Here is a 20727-nt window from a genome sequence, read left to right as displayed (position 1 = left end):
CCCTAAACACCTCGCATCAGATCCGCCAATTGCGCGGTCTCGCTGCCGATCCCGTCCAGTACATGCTCTGCCGCCGCCTCCCGCGCGGCGTCGGGTTTGTTCTGGCCCAGCTTCCAGGTGCCTTGAATGTCATCCACCTGCATCCGACACGGCACGATCATCCGCATCATCCGCGCTAAAGCTGCATCCGACATCTTGTCGGTCACCCAGGGCGGCTTGGGTAGCAAACGCGCTTCGTAAAACGCCGACTGCCGCTTCAATAGATCCAACAGCTCGTCCTGCGGGCGCAACTCCAGGCGCCCGGTCAGATGCACCGCGACATAGTTCCAGGTCGGAACCAGATCCGCGACCCCATACCAGTCAGGAGAGATATAGCCATCCGGCCCTTGTACCGCGATCTTGGCCGCCTGCGTTGCACGCAACGCCTGCACTATCGGATTCGACCGCACCAGATGCAGTTCAGCCACCGTGCCGTCTTCGGACAACAAAAACGGAACATGGCTCATCAACGGCGCACCCTCACTGGACACTGCCAAGACGCCAAAGGCACGCTCTCGGGCAAAACTGATGTGACGTGCGCGATCCTCGGCGCGAAAGGCTGGGTAGGGGTGCATGTTGATCCTCCTACTAATTTCTCTTGCAGAAGCGATGTGTCCTTGGCAAGGTCTGCCTCGTTCTCAGGGCGGGGCGAAATTCCCCACCGGCGGTATGCGGGTATGACCCGTAAGCCCGCGAGCGGCCTCGCCGTCTCCACAATCCGAAAAGTGGGAACCGGTTTTCGGATTGTGGAACCATGGAAAGGTGACAAGCAGATCTGGTGAGAGGCCAGAGCCGACGGTTACAGTCCGGATGAAAGAGAACGTGCAGCGCATCGGTGTTACGATGTGTTTGCTCGTGATCGCCTTGGGTGACGTGTCATGCCAGGCTGGCAACGAAAAGTGGAAACCGGTTTTCACGACCGCCAGCAGGCCACCAAGCTGAAAGGAGATCATAATGACACACACCCGCTATGCTTTTGTTAAAGCTAACTGGCATTCCGATATCGTGGATCGCGCGCTGGATGGATTTCTCGAACTGGTTCCAGCGGATCAAGTCGATGTGTTCGACGTCCCCGGCGCGTTCGAAATGCCCTTGCTCGCCCGCGATCTGGCGCAGACTGGGCGCTACGCCGCTGTAGCCTGCGCTGCCTTTGTCGTGGATGGCGGCATTTACCGGCATGATTTTGTCGCGCAAGCGGTCGTCGATGGGTTGATGCGCGCGGGGCTTGATACAGGTGTTCCTGTGCTGTCGGTCTCGCTGACACCGCATCAGTATCAGGAAACCGAACATCACAATGGCATCTACCGTGCGCATTTTGTCGAGAAGGGGCGTGAGGCAGCGCATGCTGCGCTCAAGATCAGCGCCACCCGCGCCTCAGTGGCTCAAGCCGCTTGATTTTCTGTCTAATCGCGTCGCCCACTGGGCGGCGCTTACTCGACCGCAAACGCAAATCCGCTTGAGGCTCAAGGCACTCCCCGCTAATCACATCGTTCAAAGGAGCTTGCCCCATGTCGATGAACAGCTTTGGACATCTTTTCCGAGTCACTACCTGGGGTGAAAGCCACGGGCCCGCATTGGGGGCCACAGTCGATGGCTGCCCTCCGGGTGTTGCGATCGATGAGGCGATGATCCAGCACTGGCTGGACAAGCGCAAACCGGGCCAGAACAAATTTACCACCCAGCGGCGTGAAGCCGATCAGGTGAAAATCCTGTCTGGGGTGTTCGAGGGACAAACAACCGGAACCCCCGTTCAGTTGATGATCGAGAACACCGATCAGCGCTCGAAAGACTACGGTGACATCATGGACAAGTTTCGTCCAGGTCACGCCGATATCACCTATTGGCAGAAATACGGTATTCGCGACTATCGTGGTGGCGGGCGCAGCTCGGCCCGGGAAACCGCCTCGCGCGTTGCCGCTGGCGGGTTGGCGCGCGAGGCGATCAAGCAGATCGCCCCGAATGTGCAAATCACCGGCTATATGACCCAAATCGGCCCGCACAAGATTGATCGTTCTAACTTTGACTGGTCACAGATCGAACAAAACCCGTTCTGGACACCTGACGCCAAATCCGCCGAGGATTGGGCGGTTTATCTCGATGACCTTCGCAAATCCGGGAACTCAGTGGGCGCGGTTGTCGAGGTTGTGGCGCGCGGCGTCCCGGCGGGGCTGGGCGCGCCAATATATGCCAAGTTAGATACTGATTTGGCCGCTGCGATGATGTCGATCAACGCCGTCAAAGGGGTCGAGATTGGCGAAGGTATGGCCGCCGCCGAACTCACCGGCGAAGCCAACGCAGATGAGATCTTCATGGGCCAAAACGGCCCGCAATACAGCTCCAACCACTCGGGCGGCATTCTGGGCGGTATCTCGACCGGACAGGACGTTGTGGTCCGCTTTGCGGTTAAGCCGACCTCGTCCATCCTGACCACCCGCAGGACCATCACCAAATCCGGTGAAGAGACCGAGATCATCACCAAAGGACGCCACGACCCCTGCGTAGGCATCCGTGCCGTACCAGTGGGTGAGGCGATGATGGCCTGTGTAATCCTCGATCATCTGCTTCTGCATCGTGGTCAGATCGGCGAGAACCGTGGGCGGATTGGCTGATCTGCGCGCCAGGCTTCGGGCAGTCGTCACGCAGCGTATGCAGACGGATCCAGCGCATGATCTGACGCACCTTGATCGGGTTTGGGTCAATGCGCAGGCCATCGCGGATGAACACACCAATCAGCGCGTGTTGCTGGCGGCGTGTTATCTGCACGATCTGATCAACCTGCCCAAAGATGATCCCGAGCGGCATCTGGCCTCAAAACAATCTGCGGCAGAATCAGAGCCTATTCTTGCCGAAATTGGCTTTTCGACCACCGAAATTCACGCAACGCAGCACGCTATTACGGCACACAGCTTTTCCGCCAACATCCCACCTGAGACGCCCGAAGCCCGTGTCCTGCGGGATGCCGATCGTCTGGACGCTTTGGGGGCGATTGGTATCGCCCGCACCTTTTCGGTTTCGGGGGCGCTGGGGCGGGCACTGTATGATACGAAAGACCCGTTCGGCGCAAACCGACCAATGGATGATCTTCGGTTCTCGATTGATCACTGGAAAGTCAAGTTGCTCAGGTTGCCCAACGAAATGCTGACCGAAAAAGGCCGCGCCCTTGCGCAGGAACGCGCGGCGCGAATGGTGCGGTTTCTGAAGGACTTGTCAGATGAAATCGACGCTCCGCTTCCCTCTGATTGGGCAAACCTCTGACACGGGCATTTCGGCCTGTTGATCTTTTTTACGCAAAAGCGCAGGGTCGCGCCATGGCGGAATCCTTAACATCGCATCGTCCGGCCCTGGCCGTGGCGCTGAAACTCGGTGCGCTGGTGCTGTTCACGTCGATGTCCGCTTTGGTCAAGGCGCTGTCAGATGATTTTCCTCCGGGTGAGATGGTGTTTTTCCGCTCACTATTCGCCATTCCGGTCATCATTGTCTGGCTAAGTTGGCGTGGAGAATTGGCACAAGGTTTCATCGTAAAAAAGCCCATGGGCCATTTCTGGCGTGGTGTTTTGGGCACGTCGGCCATGGGATTGACCTTTACCGGCCTTAGCCTGCTGCCTCTGCCCGAGGTCACGGCCATCGGCTATGCCACCCCGATTTTTACGCTGATCCTGGCGGCGATCATGTTGGGTGAGCGGATACGAATGATCCGCATTGGCGCGGTTGCCCTTGGCCTTGTTGGTGTTCTGATCATGGTTTGGCCCCGCCTGGGGTCAGGTACTGCTGAAACCGCGGCAACAATTGGTGCGCTCTGCGTTTTAGCGGCCACCGTAGCGCGCGCGTTTGTGCAAATACATATTCGCCAACTGGTGCAGGTGGATCATCCGGCTGCGATCGTGTTCTACTTCTCTCTCACTGCGACTTTACTTTCGAGCCTGACGGCGTTCTGGGGTTGGGTGATCCCAAGCTGGGAGCAAGCCGCATTGCTGGTGACAATCGGCGTGATCGGCGGAGTAGCACAGATTCTGGTGACCTCTTCCTACAAGTTTGGCCAAGCCTCGATGCTGGCGCCTTATGACTACACCACAATGTTGTTTGCCATCATCATCGGCTACATCTGGTTTGATGAGCTGCCGACACTGGTGATGCTGGGCGGCGCGGCGCTGGTGATTGCCGGCAATGTGGTGGTGATCCTTCGCGAACACCAACTTGGGCTCGACCGCACCAAAGCGCGGTCTGTTACCGACCCCAAAGCCTGACTTTACCTTTCGCAAACTTCCCCTAGTTTGGGGCGCGATATACCTATGAGGTTTCCCAATGAGCGACGCACAGAACCACAAAGACAAGATGCAAGAGGTGCAGGCCAAGCACCGCAAGAAAGTGTCCGAGGCGGTTGATCCCGGCCGAGGGCTGGTTCTGATCAATACCGGCAAAGGCAAAGGCAAGTCTTCGGCCGCTTTTGGCGTGGTGATCCGGGCGTTGGGCTGGGGTCAAAAGGTTGCGGTGGTCCAGTTCATCAAGGGCAAATGGAAGACCGGAGAGCGCAGATTCTTCGAAGAACGCGATCTGGTCACTTGGCATACAATGGGCGAAGGCTTTACCTGGGATACACAGGACCGCGAACGCGACATCGCAGCGGCGACTTCTGCCTTCAACAAAGCCTGTGATCTAATGAAAAGCGGTGACTATGACCTGGTTGTTCTGGACGAAATCAATATAGCCCTGCGTTACGAATACCTTTCAGTAGACACTGTTATTGAAGGGCTTCAGGCCCGCTCGGACAAAACCAGTGTGTTCATGACGGGCCGGGATGCCCCGCAGGCTTTGCGTGACTATGCGGATCTGGTGACTGAGATGACCGAAGAAAAACATCCGTTTCAGGCCGGTATCAAAGCCCAGCGCGGCGTGGACTTCTAAGCTCGCGAATCTCCTTCGTTCAGCGCGCGCAATGATGCGCGCCTGACAGGCTGCGGCTTTACGTCAGAGTTTTCCTCAAGCTTTCGACAGCGTTCGGCATCGCATGTCTTGTGGTCGAGATATGCAGCAACATCCGATGTCAGTGCATCACAATCACATGACGCGCAGCAGGGATCGTCCATCAATTCTTCGAAACGTTCGCGCAATCGCAGCCTCCCTGTGGTCGTTTCCGAGGCGATGGCAGGCCTTCACATCTGCCTTAGCTGAGCCCACAGATCGCCCCGGAACTTAGTGCTTGATGTTATCATCTGGCGTTGCGTTATATCTGATAGTTTTTATCGGAAAATTCAAGCAGGAAAATTTTAAGCGGATGGCCAGCTTCTCGGTCAAAATCCCTTAATTAGAGCCTGATATGAGCGGGACCACCCGGTTACCCGCATGGCCCATCAATACTTCACGAAGCCGATGTTAGATCAGGCCACAGCGCTCCGCTCTGGTGCGCTGAGGGAAATGACGACAACGACCGCAGCACCGTTCACCCAGTAAAACAGGGCATCAAGCCCCGAAAACCCAAACAGGCTGGGTGCCAGCAAGAACGTGACGCCAACCAGCAGATCAACGGCTTGGTGGAACTTGTAAGACAACACGCGCCAAATGCCGAGATGGTGATCTGTCATAACGGTCAGCACAAAAGCAGCGATACCCGTAACAACGGACAAGCAGAACGCCATCGGGTTGGACTGACCCAGCACCAGAACAAAAGGCAATACCATCAGCGCAACCGCAACCGGGTAGTCGAGATACGCATGGACAGAGCGGGTGACAAAACGCAGAGACATGTGAACTTCCTTTCTTCAATCACTGATGGCTAAAGAATAGGACCGGTAGTTCGAACGTAGCATCCCTGATCGTTTGCTAAGTGTTGCAGATCGTCCGAAAATTATGAACGACTAGTGCATGGCCCGATATGCTGCGGGCGACAAGCCAACTTGCTTTTTAAACACACGCGAAAATGCAGCCTCGGACGCATAACCGACCTCGGCAGCGGCATCTGCGACGTTCCAACGGCTTTCGGTCAACCCATGGCAGGCGATCTGCATCCGCCAATCCGTCAGGTACTGCATCGGGGTGGTTCCCATCTTCTGGGCAAAAAGCTGGGCAAATGCGGTGCGCGACATCGCCGCCTCTCGTGCGAGCGTTGCGACGCTCCACTCTTGCGCCGGAGATTGGTGAAACGCCGTCAGCGCCCGCGAGATGCGCGGATCAGCAAAACCAGACAGCGCGGCATCATCGGGGCTTTGATGTTCCAGATAGGCTCTGATTGCTTGCGCAAACAGCACTTCGGACAATTTCATCGCGATCAGATCGCCGCCAATTCGGGCACCGGACACTTCTGATCCGATCATGCGCAACGTGGCCTCGATCCACGAACCTGCTTCTTCCCCGTAATTCTGGATCAGAATGTAGGGGGGCAGACGGTCAATCAGCATATGCCCGGCCCCGTTTCGCCCGGCAGGGCCAGTGAATGAGAAATGGCCGCAGATCAGTTGCGTATCGCGCTCTTCCTCGGTGCCGCCATAGACCAGAACGCCATCGCCCTTGTAGCCCGATTGCTCCAACACCTGCTCAAGCGGCAGTGCATCTAACGGATTGACCTCATTACACATCAACGCATGTGGGGCACCATGAGGGATCAGGATCAGATCCCCCTGCCGCAGTCTTAGCGTTTCACCGGTCGCTGAAAGATGAACCTTCAGCTCGCCGCGCTGGACAAAGTGAAACCGGGCCACGTTTTCGTAGCCCGGCACCTGTATCCCGAAGGGTGGGGTAAAGGATGTGCGGAAGTAAAACGTGCCGCGCAAAGACAGGCGGGTGAGAATATCGCTGAGAAGATCCAACATGGTTCAAGAATACGGCCAAGCGCGGCAACGTCCATATCCCTGGACGATCTGCATGGAAATATGCACGAACTGCGCTTCGAACCCCTGCCGGAGCGGGGGTTCGAATCGGATTTGGGTTATGCGCGGACCAGCTTTTCGTAGTCTTCAGCGATTTCGCGGGTCAGTTCGCCGACCTCAAACGTGTAGTCGCCGATTTGCCCGACTGGTGTCACTTCAGCCGCTGTTCCGGTCAGCCAGCACTGTTCGAAATCTGCCATCTCTTCGGGTCTAATGCGGCGTTCGTGAACGGTGACGCCCTTGTCTTTCAACATCTGGATCACAGTCTGACGGGTGATGCCGTTCAGAAAGCAATCGGCCAGCGGGGTATGCACCTCACCATCTTTGACGAAGAAGACGTTTGCACCGGTCGCCTCGGCCACATTGCCCTTGTAGTCCATGAACAGCGCGTCCGAGCACCCCTTGGCCTCGGCCTTATGCTTTGAGATGGTGCAGATCATATAAAGACCCGCCGCCTTGGCATGCACCGGAATGGTTTCAGGGCTGGGGCGCTTCCACTCGGCGATGTCCAGCTTAGCACCTTGCATCTTGGCGTCGCCGTAATAGGCACCCCAAGGCCAGATTGCGATGGCCATCCGAACCGGGTTCTTGGCAGAGGCTACACCCATATCCTCGCCCGATCCGCGCCAGACCAGCGCGCGGACATAAGCATCCTGCAGACCACTGGCTTTCAACGCCTCTTCTTTGGCGGCTTCGATATCGTCGACCGAGTAAGGCATCGGCATATCCAACGCCTCAGCCGACGCGATCAGACGCTCGGAATGCGCGCGGCTTTTGAAGATTTTGCCATTATAGGCGCGCTCACCCTCAAACACCGAAGACGCATAGTGCATCGCGTGGGACAGGATGTGCACATTGGCCTCACGCCAGGGCACCAGTTCGCCATCCATCCAGATGACACCGTCACGATCATCATATCCCGCCATGCGAAACCTCCTGAACCGGGTTACATTTTCGATTGTTGCGCCGTTTAGGTCCGCATCGGACATATTGTTGCGCAAAAACTGCGATTCGATACCTGTGCACTCTTGGAATGTCAATAAGGCTGACATAAAGTCGAACCATATTGCGAATGAGGCCCGACATGTCCGACATCCGTCCCGCCCCGGTCTTTGGCGGAGAGAGCCTGTTGTTTCTGACAGATGAGCAACTGAGGCAGGGCATCGAGGCCATGTTTTTTGCCTATCGCGGCTTTACCGCCGATCCCGACCGTATCCTGACCGAGTTGGCGTATGGCCGTGCGCACCACCGTGCCATTCACTTTATCAATCGTGCGCCGGGCACAACCGTCAACAATCTGCTGGCCATATTGGGCGTCACAAAACAGTCTCTGAACCGCGTTTTGCGCAGCCTGATCGAAGATGGGCTGGTTGAAAGCCGGGTCGGCACAGTGGACAAACGCGAACGCCACCTATTTCTGACTGAGAAGGGTAAGGCGTTAGAGGCTAAATTGTCCGACGCCCAGCGCGCCCGAATGCGCGCGGCCTATAAGGATGCGGGTCCCGACGCTGTCGCTGGATTTCGCAAAGTGCTTGAAGCGATGATGGATGCTGATATGCGTCGTGCATATACGAAACTGCGGGATACAACTTTATGAGCGAAATGGACGCCCATCTTCTGATCGTCGACGATGACGAGCGCATTCGCGATCTGCTCAAGAAATTCCTGATGCGCAGCGGGTTTCTGGTGACGTCCGCGCGCGATGCCGCCCATGCACGGCGCGTGCTGTCAGGATTGGATTTCGATATGATCGTGCTGGACGTGATGATGCCCGGCGAGGACGGCGTCAGCCTGACCCGGGCCTTGCGCGAAACGCATTCAACCCCGATCCTGCTGCTGACAGCCAAAGGCGAAACCGAGCATCGGATCGCCGGGTTAGAGGCCGGCGCGGATGATTATCTGGCGAAGCCGTTCGAGCCCAAAGAGCTGCTGCTGAGGATCAATGCGATTCTACGCCGGATGCCGGAAACACCGGCGCAGGACACAGCGGCCAAGATCCTGAATCTTGGACCAATTCGATATGATATCGAGCGGGGCGAGATGTGGCAGGGGGAAGACCCGGTGCGTCTGACCGCAACTGAGAGCCAGCTGATGAAGATATTTTCGGCCCAGCCCGGCGAAGCGATCAGCCGCGCCAAACTGGTCGAGGATCTGGGACGCGACAAGGGACAGGCACAAGAACGCGCCGTGGATGTACAGATCACACGCCTGCGTCGGAAGCTGGAGCAGGATCCGAAGCAACCACGCTATCTGCAGACCGTGCGCGGTGCGGGCTATATGTTGGCCCCTGATTGATTTAGCCGCTGCGCGGCGATTTTACGCCTTCGGCGAAGGTATTTTTAGCCAGATGAAGATGGGATCCTGATGAAAACCGCCCTTTTGACCCACGCTGATTGTCTTGGTCATGTAACGCCGCAAGGCCACCCGGAACGTGTGGCGCGATTGGAGCATGTCCTACATGCGCTGGAGGGTCTGGATTTACAACGGGTGACCGCACCTTTGGCGGCGGATGACGATCTGCTGCGCATTCATCCACAAAGTCACATTAACAATGTCCTCGACAGCAGGCCCTTAGAGGGCTTCAAGCAGATTGATGGCGATACCTTCATGTCTCCGGGGTCGGTTGATGCGGCCTATCGCGCGGCGGGTGCTGTGGTTCGGGCCGTCGATCTGGTCTTGGGTGGTGAGGTACCGAACGCGTTTTGCGCGATACGACCACCGGGACACCATGCCGAGACCGAAGCCGCCATGGGGTTCTGCCTGTTTGGCAATGCCGCGCTGGCTGCCAAGCATGCGCTGGATCACCACGGATTGAGCCGCGTCGCGGTTGTGGATTTCGACGTGCATCACGGCAATGGCACGCAGGATCTGCTGTGGGACGAAAAGCGCGCATTGGTGATTACCAGTCAGCAGATGCCTTTGTGGCCCGGCTCTGGCCGTTCGGACGAAACCGGCGTTTATGAAACGGTGCTGAACATACCCCTGGCTCCCGGCACAGGCGGGGCTGAGATGCGGACGGCTTATGAAACGCAGGCCTTTCCGCGCCTGCGGGCGTTCAAGCCGGAACTGATCATCATATCTGCCGGGTTTGATGCACATCAGGATGACCCGCTGGCCAATCTCAATTGGTCCACGGGCGATTTCGCCTGGATCACGGCCGAGCTGTGCAAGATCGCCAATGAGCTGTGTCAGGGCCGTATCGTCTCGACTCTGGAAGGTGGGTATGATCTGAACGCACTGGCCGAAGCGACACGCGCGCATGTGGAAGAACTGATGAAAGCAGCACGATGACCGATACTCCAGTAGAACAGATGACGTTTGAACAGGCGATGAAAGAGCTTGAGGCCGTGGTGGGCCAACTGGAACGCGGAGATGTCGCGCTGGATCAGTCGATTGCCCTGTACGAGCGTGGCGCTGCTTTGAAGAAACGCTGCGAGGATGAATTGAAGCGGGCTGAAGAGAAAGTGGCCGCGATCACGCTGGACGCTGATGGCCAGCCAACCGGGACGACGCCTGTCGAAGGTCAGTAAATGTTTCGCGAAAAGCTGGCGCAGGATGCAGCGCGGATTCAGAACCAATTCGATCTGGTTCTGGGGGCGCTTGACGATCTGGATGTGACCCAGGCGATGGCCTATGCCACGCGGGGCGGCAAGCGTCTACGCGGGTTCCTGGTGCTTGAAAGCGCGCGCTTGCATGGGGTTGAGCCAGCACAGGCGATCTGGCCTGCGACGGGGATTGAGGCACTGCATGCCTATTCTCTGGTTCATGACGACCTGCCATGTATGGACGATGATGATCTTCGGCGTGGTCGTCCCACAGTACATATAAAATGGGATGAGGGCACTGCAGTTCTGGCAGGGGATGCGCTACAGGCACTCGCTTTTGAGCTTTGCATCCGGCCTGAGGTTGGGAGCACCAAAATACGCGCAGAATTGGCTCTGACACTGGCTAAGGCCAGCGGGGCGCAAGGCATGGTTCTGGGCCAGGCGCTGGATATTGCGGCGGAAACAGCTGCCGCACCGTTGACACTTGAAGAAATCACCCATCTGCAAGCTGGTAAAACCGGCGCTTTGATCGAATGGTCCGCCTGCGCAGGCGCGCGGTTGGCTCAGGCCAACCCCGAGCCCCTGCGCCGATATGCCCAAGCCCTTGGCCTTGCTTTTCAAATCGCGGATGACATCTTGGATGTCGAAGGAGATGCCGAAAAGGCCGGAAAGCGGCTGCAGAAAGATGCGAATGCAGGCAAGGCGACCTTTGTCTCGCTACTGGGTCTGGGTGCTGCTAAAACCCGCGCCGCCGAGCTTGTTGATCAGGCTTGCGCAACGCTGGACGGATATGGCCCCGCAGCTGAAACCTTGAAGCAGGCTGCCCGCTTCGTTATTGCCCGGGATAGCTAAGCCAGGAACGCCAAATGTCTGACCGCCCGAACACGCCCCTGCTGGACCTTGTGAACCGCCCTGCGGATCTCAAGCAATTCTCGGACGCACAGCTGCATCAGGTGGCTGGCGAGTTGCGGGCCGAGACAATCTCGGCGGTTTCGGTTACCGGCGGGCATCTGGGGGCAGGTCTGGGTGTGGTGGAACTGACCACGGCGCTGCATGCAGTGTTCGACACACCGCGCGACAAGATCGTCTGGGACGTCGGTCACCAGTGTTATCCGCATAAAATCCTGACCGAGCGCCGTGACCGCATTCGCACCCTGCGCACGAAAGATGGCCTGAGCGGATTCACCAAACGCAGTGAAAGCCCCTATGACCCGTTTGGCGCGGCCCATTCCAGCACTTCGATCAGCGCCGCGCTGGGATTTGCCGTGGCGCGCGATCTGGGTGGCGTAACGCCAGAAGGTCTGGGGGATGCGATTGCGGTGATCGGCGATGGCTCGATGTCCGCAGGTATGGCTTTTGAGGCGATGAACAACGCCGGCCACCTGAAGAAACGTCTGATCGTGATCCTCAACGACAATGAGATGAGCATTGCGCCGCCCGTTGGCGCACTTTCGAATTACCTGTCGCGCATTTATGCTGAAGAGCCGTTCCACGATCTGAAAGCCGCAGCCAAGGGTGCGGTATCGCTGCTGCCGGAACCCTTCCGCGAAGGGGCAAAGCGTGCCAAGGAGATGCTGAAAGGCATGGCCATGGGTGGGACGCTGTTCGAAGAGCTGGGCTTTTCCTATCTTGGTCCGATCGACGGGCATGATCTGGATCAGCTGTTACCGGTATTGCGCGCGGTCAAGGCCAAGGCGACCGGCCCGATCTTGATCCACGTGCTGACTAAAAAGGGCAAAGGTTATGCCCCAGCCGAGCAGGCCCGTGACAAGGGTCATGCGACGGCAAAGTTTGACGTAGTCACAGGCGAGCAAAAGAAAGCGCCCTCCAACGCACCCTCGTACACTTCGGTCTTTGGCAAGACTCTGGCCGAAGAAGCCGCGCGGGATGACAAGATCGTCGCGGTTACCGCCGCGATGCCAGATGGAACCGGTCTGAACCTGTTTGCCGAACGTTATCCGTCGCGCTGTTTCGATGTGGCGATTGCCGAACAGCATGGCGTAACCTTCTCGGCCGCGCTGGCGGCGGGGGGGATGAAGCCGTTTTGTGCGATATATTCTACCTTTCTGCAGCGTGGCTACGATCAGGTGGTCCATGATGTAGCCATCCAGCGCCTGCCCGTGCGCTTTGCCATCGACCGCGCAGGTCTGGTGGGTGCTGACGGGGCGACCCACGCAGGATCATACGATATCGCGTATATGGCCAACCTGCCCGGTATGGTCGTCATGGCTGCCGCAGATGAGGCTGAATTGATGCATATGGTTGCCACCGCCGTGGCACATAACGATGGTCCCATCGCGTTCCGATATCCCCGTGGCGAAGGTGTCGGAGTTGATCTTCCAGAACGCGGCGAAGTGCTGGAGATCGGCAAGGGCAGACTGATCCAGAAAGGTGCCCGTGTGGCGCTGTTGTCATTTGGCACGCGGCTGGCCGAAGTGCAGAAGGCGGCAGAAGCACTGACCGCGCGGGGGATTACGCCAACCATCGCGGACGCACGCTTTGCCAAGCCACTGGATCGGGATCTGATCCTTGATCTGGCCGCAAACCACGAGGCGCTGATTACCATCGAAGAAGGGGCCATCGGGGGCTTTGGCAGCCACGTGGCGCAGCTGCTGGCGGATGAGGGCGTGTTCGATCACGGCCTAAAATACCGCTCTATGGTGTTGCCGGATATTTTCATTGATCAGGCCAGCCCATCGGACATGTACGCGGTGGCGGGTATGAACGCGGAACAGATCGAGGCCAAAGTGCTGTCTGTTCTGGGCGTCACTTCGATTGGTGAGAAACGCGCCTGAAATGGCGGTTTCGTAAGGTGCGATCTTGCAGCTTTGAAATATAAGTAATCAAAAAATCGGAAATGATGCATTTTCTGCGCATAAATTTCGGTTACCAATCAACCAAACCCGTCAAAAAATGACATAGGTCAATATCCCAAGGTTCGGGGTACACTAAAACCCGACTCAGGGTCAGGTTGAATCTTGCCCTTTTGTATAAGGTCGCAAGCGAATGAATAAGCTAGCCAGCCGCCGCGCGTTTCTTAAGGGAAAAGTGCTGCGCGATGAACAGACATCCATCCGCCCGCCCGGCGCAGATACAGCCGAGTTTCTTGATCTGTGTACGCAATGCGACGAATGCCGCGAAGCCTGCCCAGAAGACATCATCAAATTTGATACACAAGGCTGGCCCGTCGTGCAGTTGGATTCAGGTCCCTGCACTTTCTGCGGCGATTGCGCCAACGCTTGCCCAACCGGGGCACTGAACCCCGAACACATAGCCGACTGGCCCTGGCGCGCCAAAGTCGCGGCCTCGTGCCTGTCGATGAACGGTGTCAGTTGCCGGATCTGTCAGGACGTTTGCGACCACAGCGCGATCCGCTTTCAGCTGCAAACCGGTGGCCGCGCCGAGCCCGTGCTCGACATCAATAGTTGCACCGGCTGCGGCGCCTGCGCCAGCGCCTGCCCCGCCGGATCAGTAAGCTTTCAACGCCACACCCCGTCAATTCAGGAGGGTGCCCTATGAACATCTGTGGTTGCCTCGTTCATGTGACCCCCGAAACCACCCAAAGCGCGCAGGATGCGATTGCGCGCACAGACGGGGCCGAAGTTCATGCGGCGGCCGAAGATGGCCGCCTTGTTGTTGTGGTCGAGGATACGCCGGAAAAACTGGCGTCCGAGACGATCATGGATCTGCATCAGATCCCGGGCGTGATCTCTCTGACCCTGACATATCACCATTTTGAAGACCTTGCGGAGCCCCGTCCGCACCTCAACGCTTCTCGCCAGATCTAAAGCCGGAGACCCCTGTCATGACCATCTCTGAATCCCGCCGGACCTTTTTGAAATCAACCGCTGCCGCCGCGACGGCCTCGGCCGCAGGTATTCCACTTGCAACCGGGCAAGCCAGCGCTCAGGTCGGAAACCCGGACATCCGTTGGGACAAAGCCGCCTGTCGGTTCTGCGGCACTGGCTGCTCGGTCCTGATTGGCACCAAAGACGGACGTGTCGTCGCCACCCAAGGTGACCCGGACGCGCCGGTGAACCGCGGCTTGAACTGCATCAAGGGCTATTTCCTGTCCAAGATCATGTATGGCAAAGACCGCCTGACCACGCCAATGTTGCGCAAGACCAACGGCGAATACGACAAAAACGGTGAATTCGAACCCGTCAGCTGGGACGAAGCTTTCGACGTGATGGCTGCCAAGTGGAAAGAAGCGCTGGCCAAGAAAGGCCCAACCAGTGTTGGCATGTTCGGTTCGGGTCAGTGGACCGTCTGGGAAGGCTACGCTGCGTCCAAACTGATGAAGGCTGGCTTCCGCTCGAACAATATCGATCCCAACGCGCGGCACTGTATGGCCTCGGCGGTTGTCGGCTTCATGCGTACCTTCGGCATCGATGAGCCGATGGGCTGTTATGACGATCTGGAACATGCAGATACCTTCGTGCTCTGGGGCTCGAACATGGCCGAGATGCACCCGATCCTGTGGTCGCGCCTGACAGACACGCGCCTGACCAAGCCCGGCTGTGAAGTGCACGTGCTATCGACCTATGAACACCGCTCGTTCGAACTGGCCGATAACGGTATCATTTTCGCACCTCAGACGGATCTGGCGATCCTGAACTATATCGCCAATTACATCATCCAGAACGGCGCGGTGAACGAAGACTTCGTCAAGAACCACGTCAACATCACCAAAACCGCCACCGATATCGGCTATGGTCTGCGCGACAGCCACCCGTTGCAGCAAGAGGCCGAAAACCCGAACTCGGGCAAGATGGAGCCGATCAGCTTCGAAGAATATGCCGAGGCGGTTTCGAAATACACGCTGGACTACACATCTGAACTGTCGGGCGTCCCCGCCGCTCAGCTTGAGCGTTTGGCGCAGCAATATGCTGACCCCAACCGCAAGGTGATGAGCCTTTGGACCATGGGCTTCAATCAGCACACACGCGGATCATGGGCGAACTCGCTGATGTACAACGTGCACCTGCTGGTGGGTAAAATCTCGGAACCCGGCAACTCGCCCTTCTCGTTGACCGGTCAGCCTTCGGCCTGTGGTACGGCGCGCGAAGTTGGTACATTTGCCCACCGTCTGCCCGCCGATATGGTCGTGGCAAACGACAAACATCGCGAGATTTGTGAGACTGCGTGGAAAATCCCTGCGGGCACCATCCCGCCCAAGCCCGGCTTTCACGCCGTGTTGCAGCACCGCAAGCTGAAAGACGGTGATCTGAATGCCTACTGGGTGCAGTGCAACAACAACATGCAAGCCGCACCCAACATTAACGAAGAAGGTTATCCCGGCTATCGCAACCCGGAAAACTTCATCGCCGTATCCGATCCTTATCCGACTGTGACCGCGCTGTCTGCCGACCTGATCCTGCCGACGGCCATGTGGGTCGAAAAAGAAGGTGCCTATGGTAACGCCGAGCGTCGCACCCAATTCTGGCGGCAACAGGTCAAGGCCCCGGGCGAGGCGAAATCGGACCTTTGGCAGTTGATGGAATTCGCAAAACGCTTCACCGTTGAAGAGGTTTGGGGTGAGGAGTTGCTGGCCACCATGCCCGAACATCGCGGCAAGACCATGTATGACGTGCTCTTCGCCAACGGCACCATCGATAAATTCCCGCTGTCGGAAACCGCTGAAGGGTTCGACAACGATGAATCCGAGCACTTTGGTTACTACGTCCAAAAGGGCCTGTTCGAGGAATATGCCGAGTTCGGTCGCGGCCATGCACACGACCTTGCACCGTTCGAGATGTATCATCAGGCCCGTGGCATGCGCTGGCCTGTCGTGGACGGGAAAGAAACACTCTATCGCTTCCGCGAAGGTTATGACCCCTATGTACCTGAAGGCGCGGATGTGAAGTTCTATGGCCACAAGGACGGCAAGGCCAAGATCATCTTTGCCCCATACGAACCCGCACCCGAGGAACCGGATGAAGAATTTGATCTGTGGCTCTGCACCGGTCGTGTTCTGGAACACTGGCATTCAGGTTCGATGACCCGCCGGGTGCCCGAACTGCACCGCGCCTATCCGGCAGCCGTGATTTACATGCACCCCGAAGACGCGCGTGATCGTGGTCTGCGCCGAGGGCAAGAGATCGTTATTTCCACCCGCCGTGGCGAGGTCAACAGCCGGGTTGAGACCCGGGGCCGCAACAAGGTGCCGCGCGGACTGGTCTTTATGCCATGGTTCGACGAAGGCCAGCTGACCAACAAGCTGACTTTGGACGCAACCTGCCCGCTGTCGAAAGAGACCGACTTCAAGAAATGCGCCTGTAAGATCGAGCGGGCGTAAAGGGCAAGCAAGGCAAAGGTCGTCCCCATGTCTCGTGTTGGCTCTCCTCTCTCGCCGCAGCGGCGTCGGTTCCTGCAGGACTCGGCACGCGCTGCGGGTGGCTGCGTGGCAGCCGGTTCGGTGCTGGCCTGGCTGGCGCGGGACGCACGGGCGTTGCCAGCCGAGGCGTTGCGACCCCCCGGAGCCTTGCCGGAAAAAGACTTTCTGTCGGCCTGCATCCGTTGTGGATTGTGCGTGCGGGAATGTCCCTATGACACGCTGAAACTGGCTGAACTGGGCGTTGATGCGGTGGCCACCGGCACGCCGTATTTCACTGCCCGTGATGTTCCCTGTGAGATGTGTGACGACATTCCCTGCGTCGCGGCCTGCCCCACTGGGGCGCTGGATCCTGGATTGGACAACATCGACGACGCCAAGATGGGTGTCGCCGTTCTTGTCGATCAGGAGAACTGCCTGAACTTCCTCGGCCTGCGGTGCGACGTCTGTTATCGGGTCTGCCCCGTCATCGACGAGGCCATTACGCTGGAAGTTGAGCACAACGCCCGCTCGGGTCACCACGCGATTTTCATCCCAACGGTTCATTCCGATCACTGCACCGGCTGTGGCGTTTGTGAGAAAAGCTGCGTTCTGCCCGAGGCCGCGATCAAGGTTTTGCCTGCCCGACTGGCTCGTGGCAGCAGCGCCGCCCACTACCGCAACGGCTGGGAAGAAAAAGAAGCCAAGGGTGCCCCCGTCGTTGAAGGCATCATCGATCTGCCCGACCGGTTGCCGGGACCGGGAACAGACAACCTGGTTGCCCCAGGCGGGTTCGAACCCAGTTTCAAATTGCCGGAGGTCACCCAATGACCGCCCGCACTTATATGCCACTGGGGCAAGAGGCCATCGCCGCCAAAGGCTGGCTGGGAGCCCATAAATACCTGCTGTTGCGCCGCACCAGTCAGCTGTTCTTTCTGGTCCTGTTTCTACTGGGGCCGTGGTTTGGGATCTGGATCGTACAAGGCACTTTGGCCGGATCATTGACGCTGGGCGTATTGCCCTTGACTGACCCATTTATTTTTCTGCAAAGCCTGATTGCCGGGCACTGGCCCGCACTGACCGCTGCCATCGGCGCAATCATCGTTCTGGTCGCTTATGCGCTGATCGGTGGTCGTGTCTATTGTTCCTGGGTCTGCCCGATCAATCCGGTGACGGACGGCGCGCACTGGCTGCACCGGAAGCTACGTCTGCAAAAAGGCTGGCAGCCCAAACGCGGCGCGCGTCTATGGATCATGGCCACCGTCCTGATTGTCTCTGGCCTGACCGGCACAATCGCGTGGGAACTGGTCAACCCAATCACCATGCTGCATCGCGGACTGATCTTTGGCATGGGGTTTGTCTGGGCAATGGTTGCGGCAATCTTCCTGTTCGACCTGTTTGTCTCGCGCCACGGATGGTGCGGACACATCTGCCCCGTAGGCGCGTTCTACGGGCTGGTGGGCAGCAAAGCGATGCTGCGGGTCAGTGCGACCAACCGCACCGCCTGTGACGATTGCATGGATTGTTACGCGGTCTGCCCGGAAAACCACGTCATCTCTCCGGCGCTGAAGGGTAAAGACACCCCGCTGATCCTGTCGCCCGATTGTACAAATTGCGGGCGTTGCATCGATATCTGCGCCGAAGACGTTTTCAAATTCACCCATCGGTTCGACGCCCTGACCGTCGCGCCACCGGAATCAACTGCCGCGCCCCAGCCGCGCGCCTCAAGACCTTTTTGAAGGAGTGAGACAATGAAAAAGCCGATCCTAGTGTGCCTTGCCCTGATCCCGCCGCTGCTCCTCGGCGGCCTGGCCCTTGCACAATCTGCCGGGGTCAACAGCCTGCGCGGTGCCGAAGTGGACGAGCCCGCCGTTCTGGACCAAGTTCACCGCACTATCGAAGGCCGCATGCAGCGCAACTATCGCCAGCAGCCACCGCTGATCCCACACTCGACCGAGCAATACCAGATCGACCTGCGAACCAACCAGTGCCTGTCGTGCCACGACTGGACCAAGGCCGGCGAGCGCAACGCGCCTACGCTGTCGATGACCCATTATCTGGACCGCGAAGGCCGAGAGTTGGATCAGATCGCCGGCACTCGGTATTTCTGCAACCAGTGTCACGTGCCGCAAGCTGATGCGCTGCCGCTGGTCGATAACACATTTGAACCTTCCTCCGGGAACTAAACTCAGGTCGAAAAGGAGAGCGCGACATGTCCGACTCCCAAGAAAAACAAGGGCTCATCCGGCGCCTCTGGACCTGGTTCTGGAGCCCGATCGCCGTCCTAAGCGTTGGTTTCACCCTGCTGGCCGGATTTCTGGCGGGCATTCTATTCTGGGGTGGGTTCCACTGGACGCTGGAACTGACGAATACAGAAGAGTTCTGCACCTCGTGCCACACGATGGAAACGAACCTTGGTGAATACCGCGAGACCATTCACTACAACAACCACTCGGGCGTACGGGCGATCTGTTCAGACTGCCACGTTCCGGATGAATGGAACCACAAGATCAAAGCCAAGATCATGGCCGTGAAGGACGTTTATCACGAACTTGCTGGCACGATTAGTACCCCCGAAAAGTATGAGGACCATCGACTCGCTATGGCATCAGCCGTGTGGAAAAAGATGAAGGAATCCGACAGCCGCGAATGCCGCAACTGTCACAACTTTGACTATATGGATTTCACCCTTCAGGAAACCCGCGCTGCCAGCGAACACCAGCGCGCGATCGACACCGGTATGACCTGTATCGACTGCCACCAGGGTATCGCGCACAGCCTGCCGCCCGACTATCTGGAAACGTACCAGAAGATCTCGGAGGCCGTGGATGGTGAGGTTCTTCAGAAACACGCAGCCGCGTCAGGCGACGATATCCGTTCGTTCCTGAGCAAAAGCACGGACTAAGGTGGGGGCAGAGATGTTAGAGATACTTGGAACCATCGGCGGCAACGTATTGGGCCTGCCCGGCATTCTTGGTCTGGCGCTGGGCATGATGACCCGCCAATTGTGGCTGGGCGCACTTCTGGGCGGTTTGGTCGGCCTGATCGCGCCACTGCTTTTTGCCGGGTGGCAGTTTTCCCATGTTGGATCGGTGGCGCTTGTGATCGCAATCGTTGTTGGCGTCTGCGCCGGTAGTCTGGGCACCGCAATCCGCCGCAAGGGCACAACCGTCTGAAACAAACCGGCCCGGCGGAACTGCCGGGTTATCGGCTCCAATTTTCCGCCGGATCGCTTTCGGCATACTCCCGCAGTAATGCGATATCCGAAATCTCGGCGTGGTTGCGGTTGACCTTTACCCCAACCGCCTTGAGCCGTGAAAACGCGCGGCTCAGGCTTTCGGGCTTCATTCCAAGACGCCCCGCAATCAGCATCTTGTCGTAGGGCAACGATACATCGCACCCGCCCGTTTCGTCGTCGCAGAGGTTCAGCAGAAACTCGGCCACACGCTGTGCACCGGTTTGTGCCTTGAGCTGCTCCAATTGCGCCACCAGCGAGTGCAGATGGGTAAAAGTCGCGGCCAGAATCGAAATCCCAATCTCGGGGTCCTCTTTCATCAACGAGATCAGGATCGGGCTGGGGATATGCATGACATCACAGGCCGATACGGCTTCGGCCGAGACCGGATAAGGCACGTTGCGCAGCGCCAAGGCTTCGCCAAAACTGTCGCCACGGGTAAAGACGCTTACCACGGCTTCGGCCCCGGTGGGTGTCATGCGGAACAGTTTGACCCAACCTTCCAGAACCACGTGTACGGCCTGTGCCTTTTCTTCCTGCAGAAAAATCGTCTCGCCCCGGTCGTACTGACGCCAGATTGCGTGGCTCAGCAAAGTCTCGACATGCTGATCCGGCAAACTGCGCAACAGCAGCGACTGTCGGGCGATCGCCTTTTGTGCCTCATGAGACATGAAATCACCCCTGTGCCTTTCTCGCCGAAGTCAAACGACGTCCATCCATCCCAACCTCAAACTA

The 20727-nt window shown here is 58.0% G+C and carries 24 protein-coding genes and 1 riboswitch; of the genes, 19 read left to right on the top strand and 5 right to left on the bottom strand.

What is annotated here, in order from left to right; translation table 11 throughout:
* Positions 1–2 precede the first annotated feature (2 nt).
* Complete coding sequence (locus Q1B46_RS15285; protein WP_299949215.1) at positions 3–614, bottom strand: FMN-binding negative transcriptional regulator; 612 nt, start codon at positions 612–614, stop codon at positions 3–5.
* Between the two features lie 55 nt (positions 615–669).
* Positions 670–865, top strand: a riboswitch (FMN riboswitch).
* A 128-nt stretch (positions 866–993) separates the two neighbouring features.
* Between Q1B46_RS15285 and Q1B46_RS15280 the strand changes: the two genes are divergently transcribed.
* The 5 genes from Q1B46_RS15280 to cobO all read left to right on the top strand — a co-directional run bounded on the left by Q1B46_RS15280 (position 994) and on the right by cobO (position 4941).
* Positions 994–1434 carry a 6,7-dimethyl-8-ribityllumazine synthase gene (locus tag Q1B46_RS15280; protein ID WP_299949213.1) on the top strand — a complete coding sequence of 147 codons (441 nt, stop codon included), beginning with the start codon at positions 994–996 and terminating at the stop codon, positions 1432–1434.
* Between the two features lie 113 nt (positions 1435–1547).
* Entirely contained in the window at positions 1548–2648 is a 1101-nt protein-coding gene (gene aroC, locus Q1B46_RS15275) for a chorismate synthase (protein ID WP_299949211.1), read from the top strand.
* Positions 2632–3294: an HD domain-containing protein gene (locus Q1B46_RS15270; protein WP_299949209.1), complete on the top strand. Its 663-nt coding sequence runs from the start codon at positions 2632–2634 to the stop codon at positions 3292–3294. Before aroC ends, Q1B46_RS15270 begins: the two co-directional genes overlap by 17 nt.
* Positions 3295–3347: 53 nt before the next feature.
* Positions 3348–4283 (top strand): DMT family transporter, encoded by a 936-nt coding sequence (locus tag Q1B46_RS15265; protein WP_299949207.1) that lies wholly within the window; start codon positions 3348–3350, stop codon positions 4281–4283.
* Positions 4284–4341: 58 nt separating this feature from the next.
* Positions 4342–4941 carry a cob(I)yrinic acid a,c-diamide adenosyltransferase gene (cobO, locus tag Q1B46_RS15260; RefSeq protein ID WP_299949205.1) on the top strand — a complete coding sequence of 200 codons (600 nt, stop codon included), beginning with the start codon at positions 4342–4344 and terminating at the stop codon, positions 4939–4941.
* Between the two features lie 473 nt (positions 4942–5414).
* Here cobO and Q1B46_RS15255 read toward each other — a convergent pair whose 3' ends face one another.
* The 3 genes from Q1B46_RS15255 to Q1B46_RS15245 form a co-directional block, all read right to left on the bottom strand.
* Positions 5415–5780, bottom strand: a complete 366-nt coding sequence (locus Q1B46_RS15255; RefSeq protein ID WP_299949203.1) for a hypothetical protein — start codon at positions 5778–5780, stop codon at positions 5415–5417.
* A 111-nt stretch (positions 5781–5891) separates the two neighbouring features.
* Complete coding sequence (locus Q1B46_RS15250; protein WP_299949201.1) at positions 5892–6842, bottom strand: AraC family transcriptional regulator; 951 nt, start codon at positions 6840–6842, stop codon at positions 5892–5894.
* A 116-nt stretch (positions 6843–6958) separates the two neighbouring features.
* Positions 6959–7825: a branched-chain amino acid aminotransferase gene (locus tag Q1B46_RS15245; RefSeq protein WP_299949199.1), complete on the bottom strand. Its 867-nt coding sequence runs from the start codon at positions 7823–7825 to the stop codon at positions 6959–6961.
* Positions 7826–7983: 158 nt separating this feature from the next.
* On the opposite strand from Q1B46_RS15245, the gene Q1B46_RS15240 reads away from it, so the two are divergent.
* The 14 genes from Q1B46_RS15240 to Q1B46_RS15175 all read left to right on the top strand — a co-directional run bounded on the left by Q1B46_RS15240 (position 7984) and on the right by Q1B46_RS15175 (position 19933).
* Positions 7984–8496 (top strand): MarR family transcriptional regulator, encoded by a 513-nt coding sequence (locus tag Q1B46_RS15240; RefSeq protein WP_299661643.1) that lies wholly within the window; start codon positions 7984–7986, stop codon positions 8494–8496.
* Positions 8493–9194, top strand: coding sequence for a response regulator (locus Q1B46_RS15235; protein WP_299661641.1), 702 nt, complete (start codon positions 8493–8495; stop codon positions 9192–9194). The genes Q1B46_RS15240 and Q1B46_RS15235 overlap by 4 nt, the downstream gene beginning before the upstream one ends.
* A 69-nt stretch (positions 9195–9263) precedes the next feature.
* Positions 9264–10190 (top strand): histone deacetylase family protein, encoded by a 927-nt coding sequence (locus Q1B46_RS15230; protein WP_299949196.1) that lies wholly within the window; start codon positions 9264–9266, stop codon positions 10188–10190.
* Entirely contained in the window at positions 10187–10429 is a 243-nt protein-coding gene (locus Q1B46_RS15225; protein WP_010443127.1) for an exodeoxyribonuclease VII small subunit, read from the top strand. Before Q1B46_RS15230 ends, Q1B46_RS15225 begins: the two co-directional genes overlap by 4 nt.
* Positions 10430–11296, top strand: coding sequence for a polyprenyl synthetase family protein (locus Q1B46_RS15220; protein ID WP_299949191.1), 867 nt, complete (start codon positions 10430–10432; stop codon positions 11294–11296).
* A gap of 14 nt (positions 11297–11310) precedes the next feature.
* Positions 11311–13239, top strand: a complete 1929-nt coding sequence (gene dxs / locus Q1B46_RS15215) for a 1-deoxy-D-xylulose-5-phosphate synthase (RefSeq protein ID WP_299949189.1) — start codon at positions 11311–11313, stop codon at positions 13237–13239.
* Between the two features lie 211 nt (positions 13240–13450).
* Positions 13451–13963 carry a ferredoxin-type protein NapF gene (napF, locus tag Q1B46_RS15210; RefSeq protein ID WP_299949187.1) on the top strand — a complete coding sequence of 171 codons (513 nt, stop codon included), beginning with the start codon at positions 13451–13453 and terminating at the stop codon, positions 13961–13963.
* Entirely contained in the window at positions 13960–14232 is a 273-nt protein-coding gene (locus tag Q1B46_RS15205; protein WP_299949185.1) for a chaperone NapD, read from the top strand. Before napF ends, Q1B46_RS15205 begins: the two co-directional genes overlap by 4 nt.
* A gap of 17 nt (positions 14233–14249) precedes the next feature.
* Positions 14250–16742: a nitrate reductase catalytic subunit NapA gene (gene napA / locus Q1B46_RS15200; protein WP_299949184.1), complete on the top strand. Its 2493-nt coding sequence runs from the start codon at positions 14250–14252 to the stop codon at positions 16740–16742.
* Positions 16743–16769: 27 nt separating this feature from the next.
* On the top strand, positions 16770–17588 hold the full coding sequence (napG, locus tag Q1B46_RS15195) for a ferredoxin-type protein NapG (protein WP_299949182.1): 819 nt from the start codon (positions 16770–16772) through the stop codon (positions 17586–17588).
* Positions 17585–18496, top strand: coding sequence for a quinol dehydrogenase ferredoxin subunit NapH (gene napH, locus Q1B46_RS15190; RefSeq protein ID WP_299949181.1), 912 nt, complete (start codon positions 17585–17587; stop codon positions 18494–18496). Before napG ends, napH begins: the two co-directional genes overlap by 4 nt.
* A gap of 12 nt (positions 18497–18508) precedes the next feature.
* The gene (locus Q1B46_RS15185) at positions 18509–18943 is read left to right on the top strand and encodes a nitrate reductase cytochrome c-type subunit (protein ID WP_299949180.1); all 435 of its coding nucleotides are present in this window, start codon (positions 18509–18511) and stop codon (positions 18941–18943) included.
* A gap of 26 nt (positions 18944–18969) precedes the next feature.
* Complete coding sequence (locus Q1B46_RS15180) at positions 18970–19662, top strand: NapC/NirT family cytochrome c (RefSeq protein ID WP_299949179.1); 693 nt, start codon at positions 18970–18972, stop codon at positions 19660–19662.
* 13 nt (positions 19663–19675) lie between these two features.
* Positions 19676–19933, top strand: a complete 258-nt coding sequence (locus Q1B46_RS15175) for a hypothetical protein (protein WP_299661616.1) — start codon at positions 19676–19678, stop codon at positions 19931–19933.
* Positions 19934–19961: 28 nt separating this feature from the next.
* Here the strand turns inward: Q1B46_RS15175 and Q1B46_RS15170 are convergent, their stop codons facing one another.
* Complete coding sequence (locus Q1B46_RS15170) at positions 19962–20663, bottom strand: Crp/Fnr family transcriptional regulator (protein ID WP_299661613.1); 702 nt, start codon at positions 20661–20663, stop codon at positions 19962–19964.
* Positions 20664–20727 lie beyond the last annotated feature (64 nt).

This window comes from uncultured Ruegeria sp. (assembly GCF_947500045.1).
GTDB lineage: Bacteria > Pseudomonadota > Alphaproteobacteria > Rhodobacterales > Rhodobacteraceae > Ruegeria.
Note: the sequence above shows the minus strand (reverse complement) of the source record. Positions and strands in the feature narration are given on the sequence as shown.

What these genes read in the sequence shown, in the direction of transcription:
- Q1B46_RS15285 (WP_299949215.1), bottom strand. Translation starts at nt 614, where the DNA reads ATGCACCCCTACCCAGCCTTTCGCGCCGAGGATCGCGCACGTCACATC.
- Q1B46_RS15280 (WP_299949213.1), top strand. Translation starts at nt 994, where the DNA reads ATGACACACACCCGCTATGCTTTTGTTAAAGCTAACTGGCATTCCGAT.
- aroC (WP_299949211.1), top strand. Translation starts at nt 1,548, where the DNA reads ATGTCGATGAACAGCTTTGGACATCTTTTCCGAGTCACTACCTGGGGT.
- Q1B46_RS15265 (WP_299949207.1), top strand. Translation starts at nt 3,348, where the DNA reads ATGGCGGAATCCTTAACATCGCATCGTCCGGCCCTGGCCGTGGCGCTG.
- cobO (WP_299949205.1), top strand. Translation starts at nt 4,342, where the DNA reads ATGAGCGACGCACAGAACCACAAAGACAAGATGCAAGAGGTGCAGGCC.
- Q1B46_RS15255 (WP_299949203.1), bottom strand. Translation starts at nt 5,780, where the DNA reads ATGTCTCTGCGTTTTGTCACCCGCTCTGTCCATGCGTATCTCGACTAC.
- Q1B46_RS15250 (WP_299949201.1), bottom strand. Translation starts at nt 6,842, where the DNA reads ATGTTGGATCTTCTCAGCGATATTCTCACCCGCCTGTCTTTGCGCGGC.
- Q1B46_RS15245 (WP_299949199.1), bottom strand. Translation starts at nt 7,825, where the DNA reads ATGGCGGGATATGATGATCGTGACGGTGTCATCTGGATGGATGGCGAA.
- Q1B46_RS15240 (WP_299661643.1), top strand. Translation starts at nt 7,984, where the DNA reads ATGTCCGACATCCGTCCCGCCCCGGTCTTTGGCGGAGAGAGCCTGTTG.
- Q1B46_RS15235 (WP_299661641.1), top strand. Translation starts at nt 8,493, where the DNA reads ATGAGCGAAATGGACGCCCATCTTCTGATCGTCGACGATGACGAGCGC.
- Q1B46_RS15230 (WP_299949196.1), top strand. Translation starts at nt 9,264, where the DNA reads ATGAAAACCGCCCTTTTGACCCACGCTGATTGTCTTGGTCATGTAACG.
- Q1B46_RS15225 (WP_010443127.1), top strand. Translation starts at nt 10,187, where the DNA reads ATGACCGATACTCCAGTAGAACAGATGACGTTTGAACAGGCGATGAAA.
- Q1B46_RS15220 (WP_299949191.1), top strand. Translation starts at nt 10,430, where the DNA reads ATGTTTCGCGAAAAGCTGGCGCAGGATGCAGCGCGGATTCAGAACCAA.
- dxs (WP_299949189.1), top strand. Translation starts at nt 11,311, where the DNA reads ATGTCTGACCGCCCGAACACGCCCCTGCTGGACCTTGTGAACCGCCCT.
- napF (WP_299949187.1), top strand. Translation starts at nt 13,451, where the DNA reads ATGAATAAGCTAGCCAGCCGCCGCGCGTTTCTTAAGGGAAAAGTGCTG.
- Q1B46_RS15205 (WP_299949185.1), top strand. Translation starts at nt 13,960, where the DNA reads ATGAACATCTGTGGTTGCCTCGTTCATGTGACCCCCGAAACCACCCAA.
- napA (WP_299949184.1), top strand. Translation starts at nt 14,250, where the DNA reads ATGACCATCTCTGAATCCCGCCGGACCTTTTTGAAATCAACCGCTGCC.
- napG (WP_299949182.1), top strand. Translation starts at nt 16,770, where the DNA reads ATGTCTCGTGTTGGCTCTCCTCTCTCGCCGCAGCGGCGTCGGTTCCTG.
- napH (WP_299949181.1), top strand. Translation starts at nt 17,585, where the DNA reads ATGACCGCCCGCACTTATATGCCACTGGGGCAAGAGGCCATCGCCGCC.
- Q1B46_RS15185 (WP_299949180.1), top strand. Translation starts at nt 18,509, where the DNA reads ATGAAAAAGCCGATCCTAGTGTGCCTTGCCCTGATCCCGCCGCTGCTC.
- Q1B46_RS15180 (WP_299949179.1), top strand. Translation starts at nt 18,970, where the DNA reads ATGTCCGACTCCCAAGAAAAACAAGGGCTCATCCGGCGCCTCTGGACC.
- Q1B46_RS15175 (WP_299661616.1), top strand. Translation starts at nt 19,676, where the DNA reads ATGTTAGAGATACTTGGAACCATCGGCGGCAACGTATTGGGCCTGCCC.
- Q1B46_RS15170 (WP_299661613.1), bottom strand. Translation starts at nt 20,663, where the DNA reads ATGTCTCATGAGGCACAAAAGGCGATCGCCCGACAGTCGCTGCTGTTG.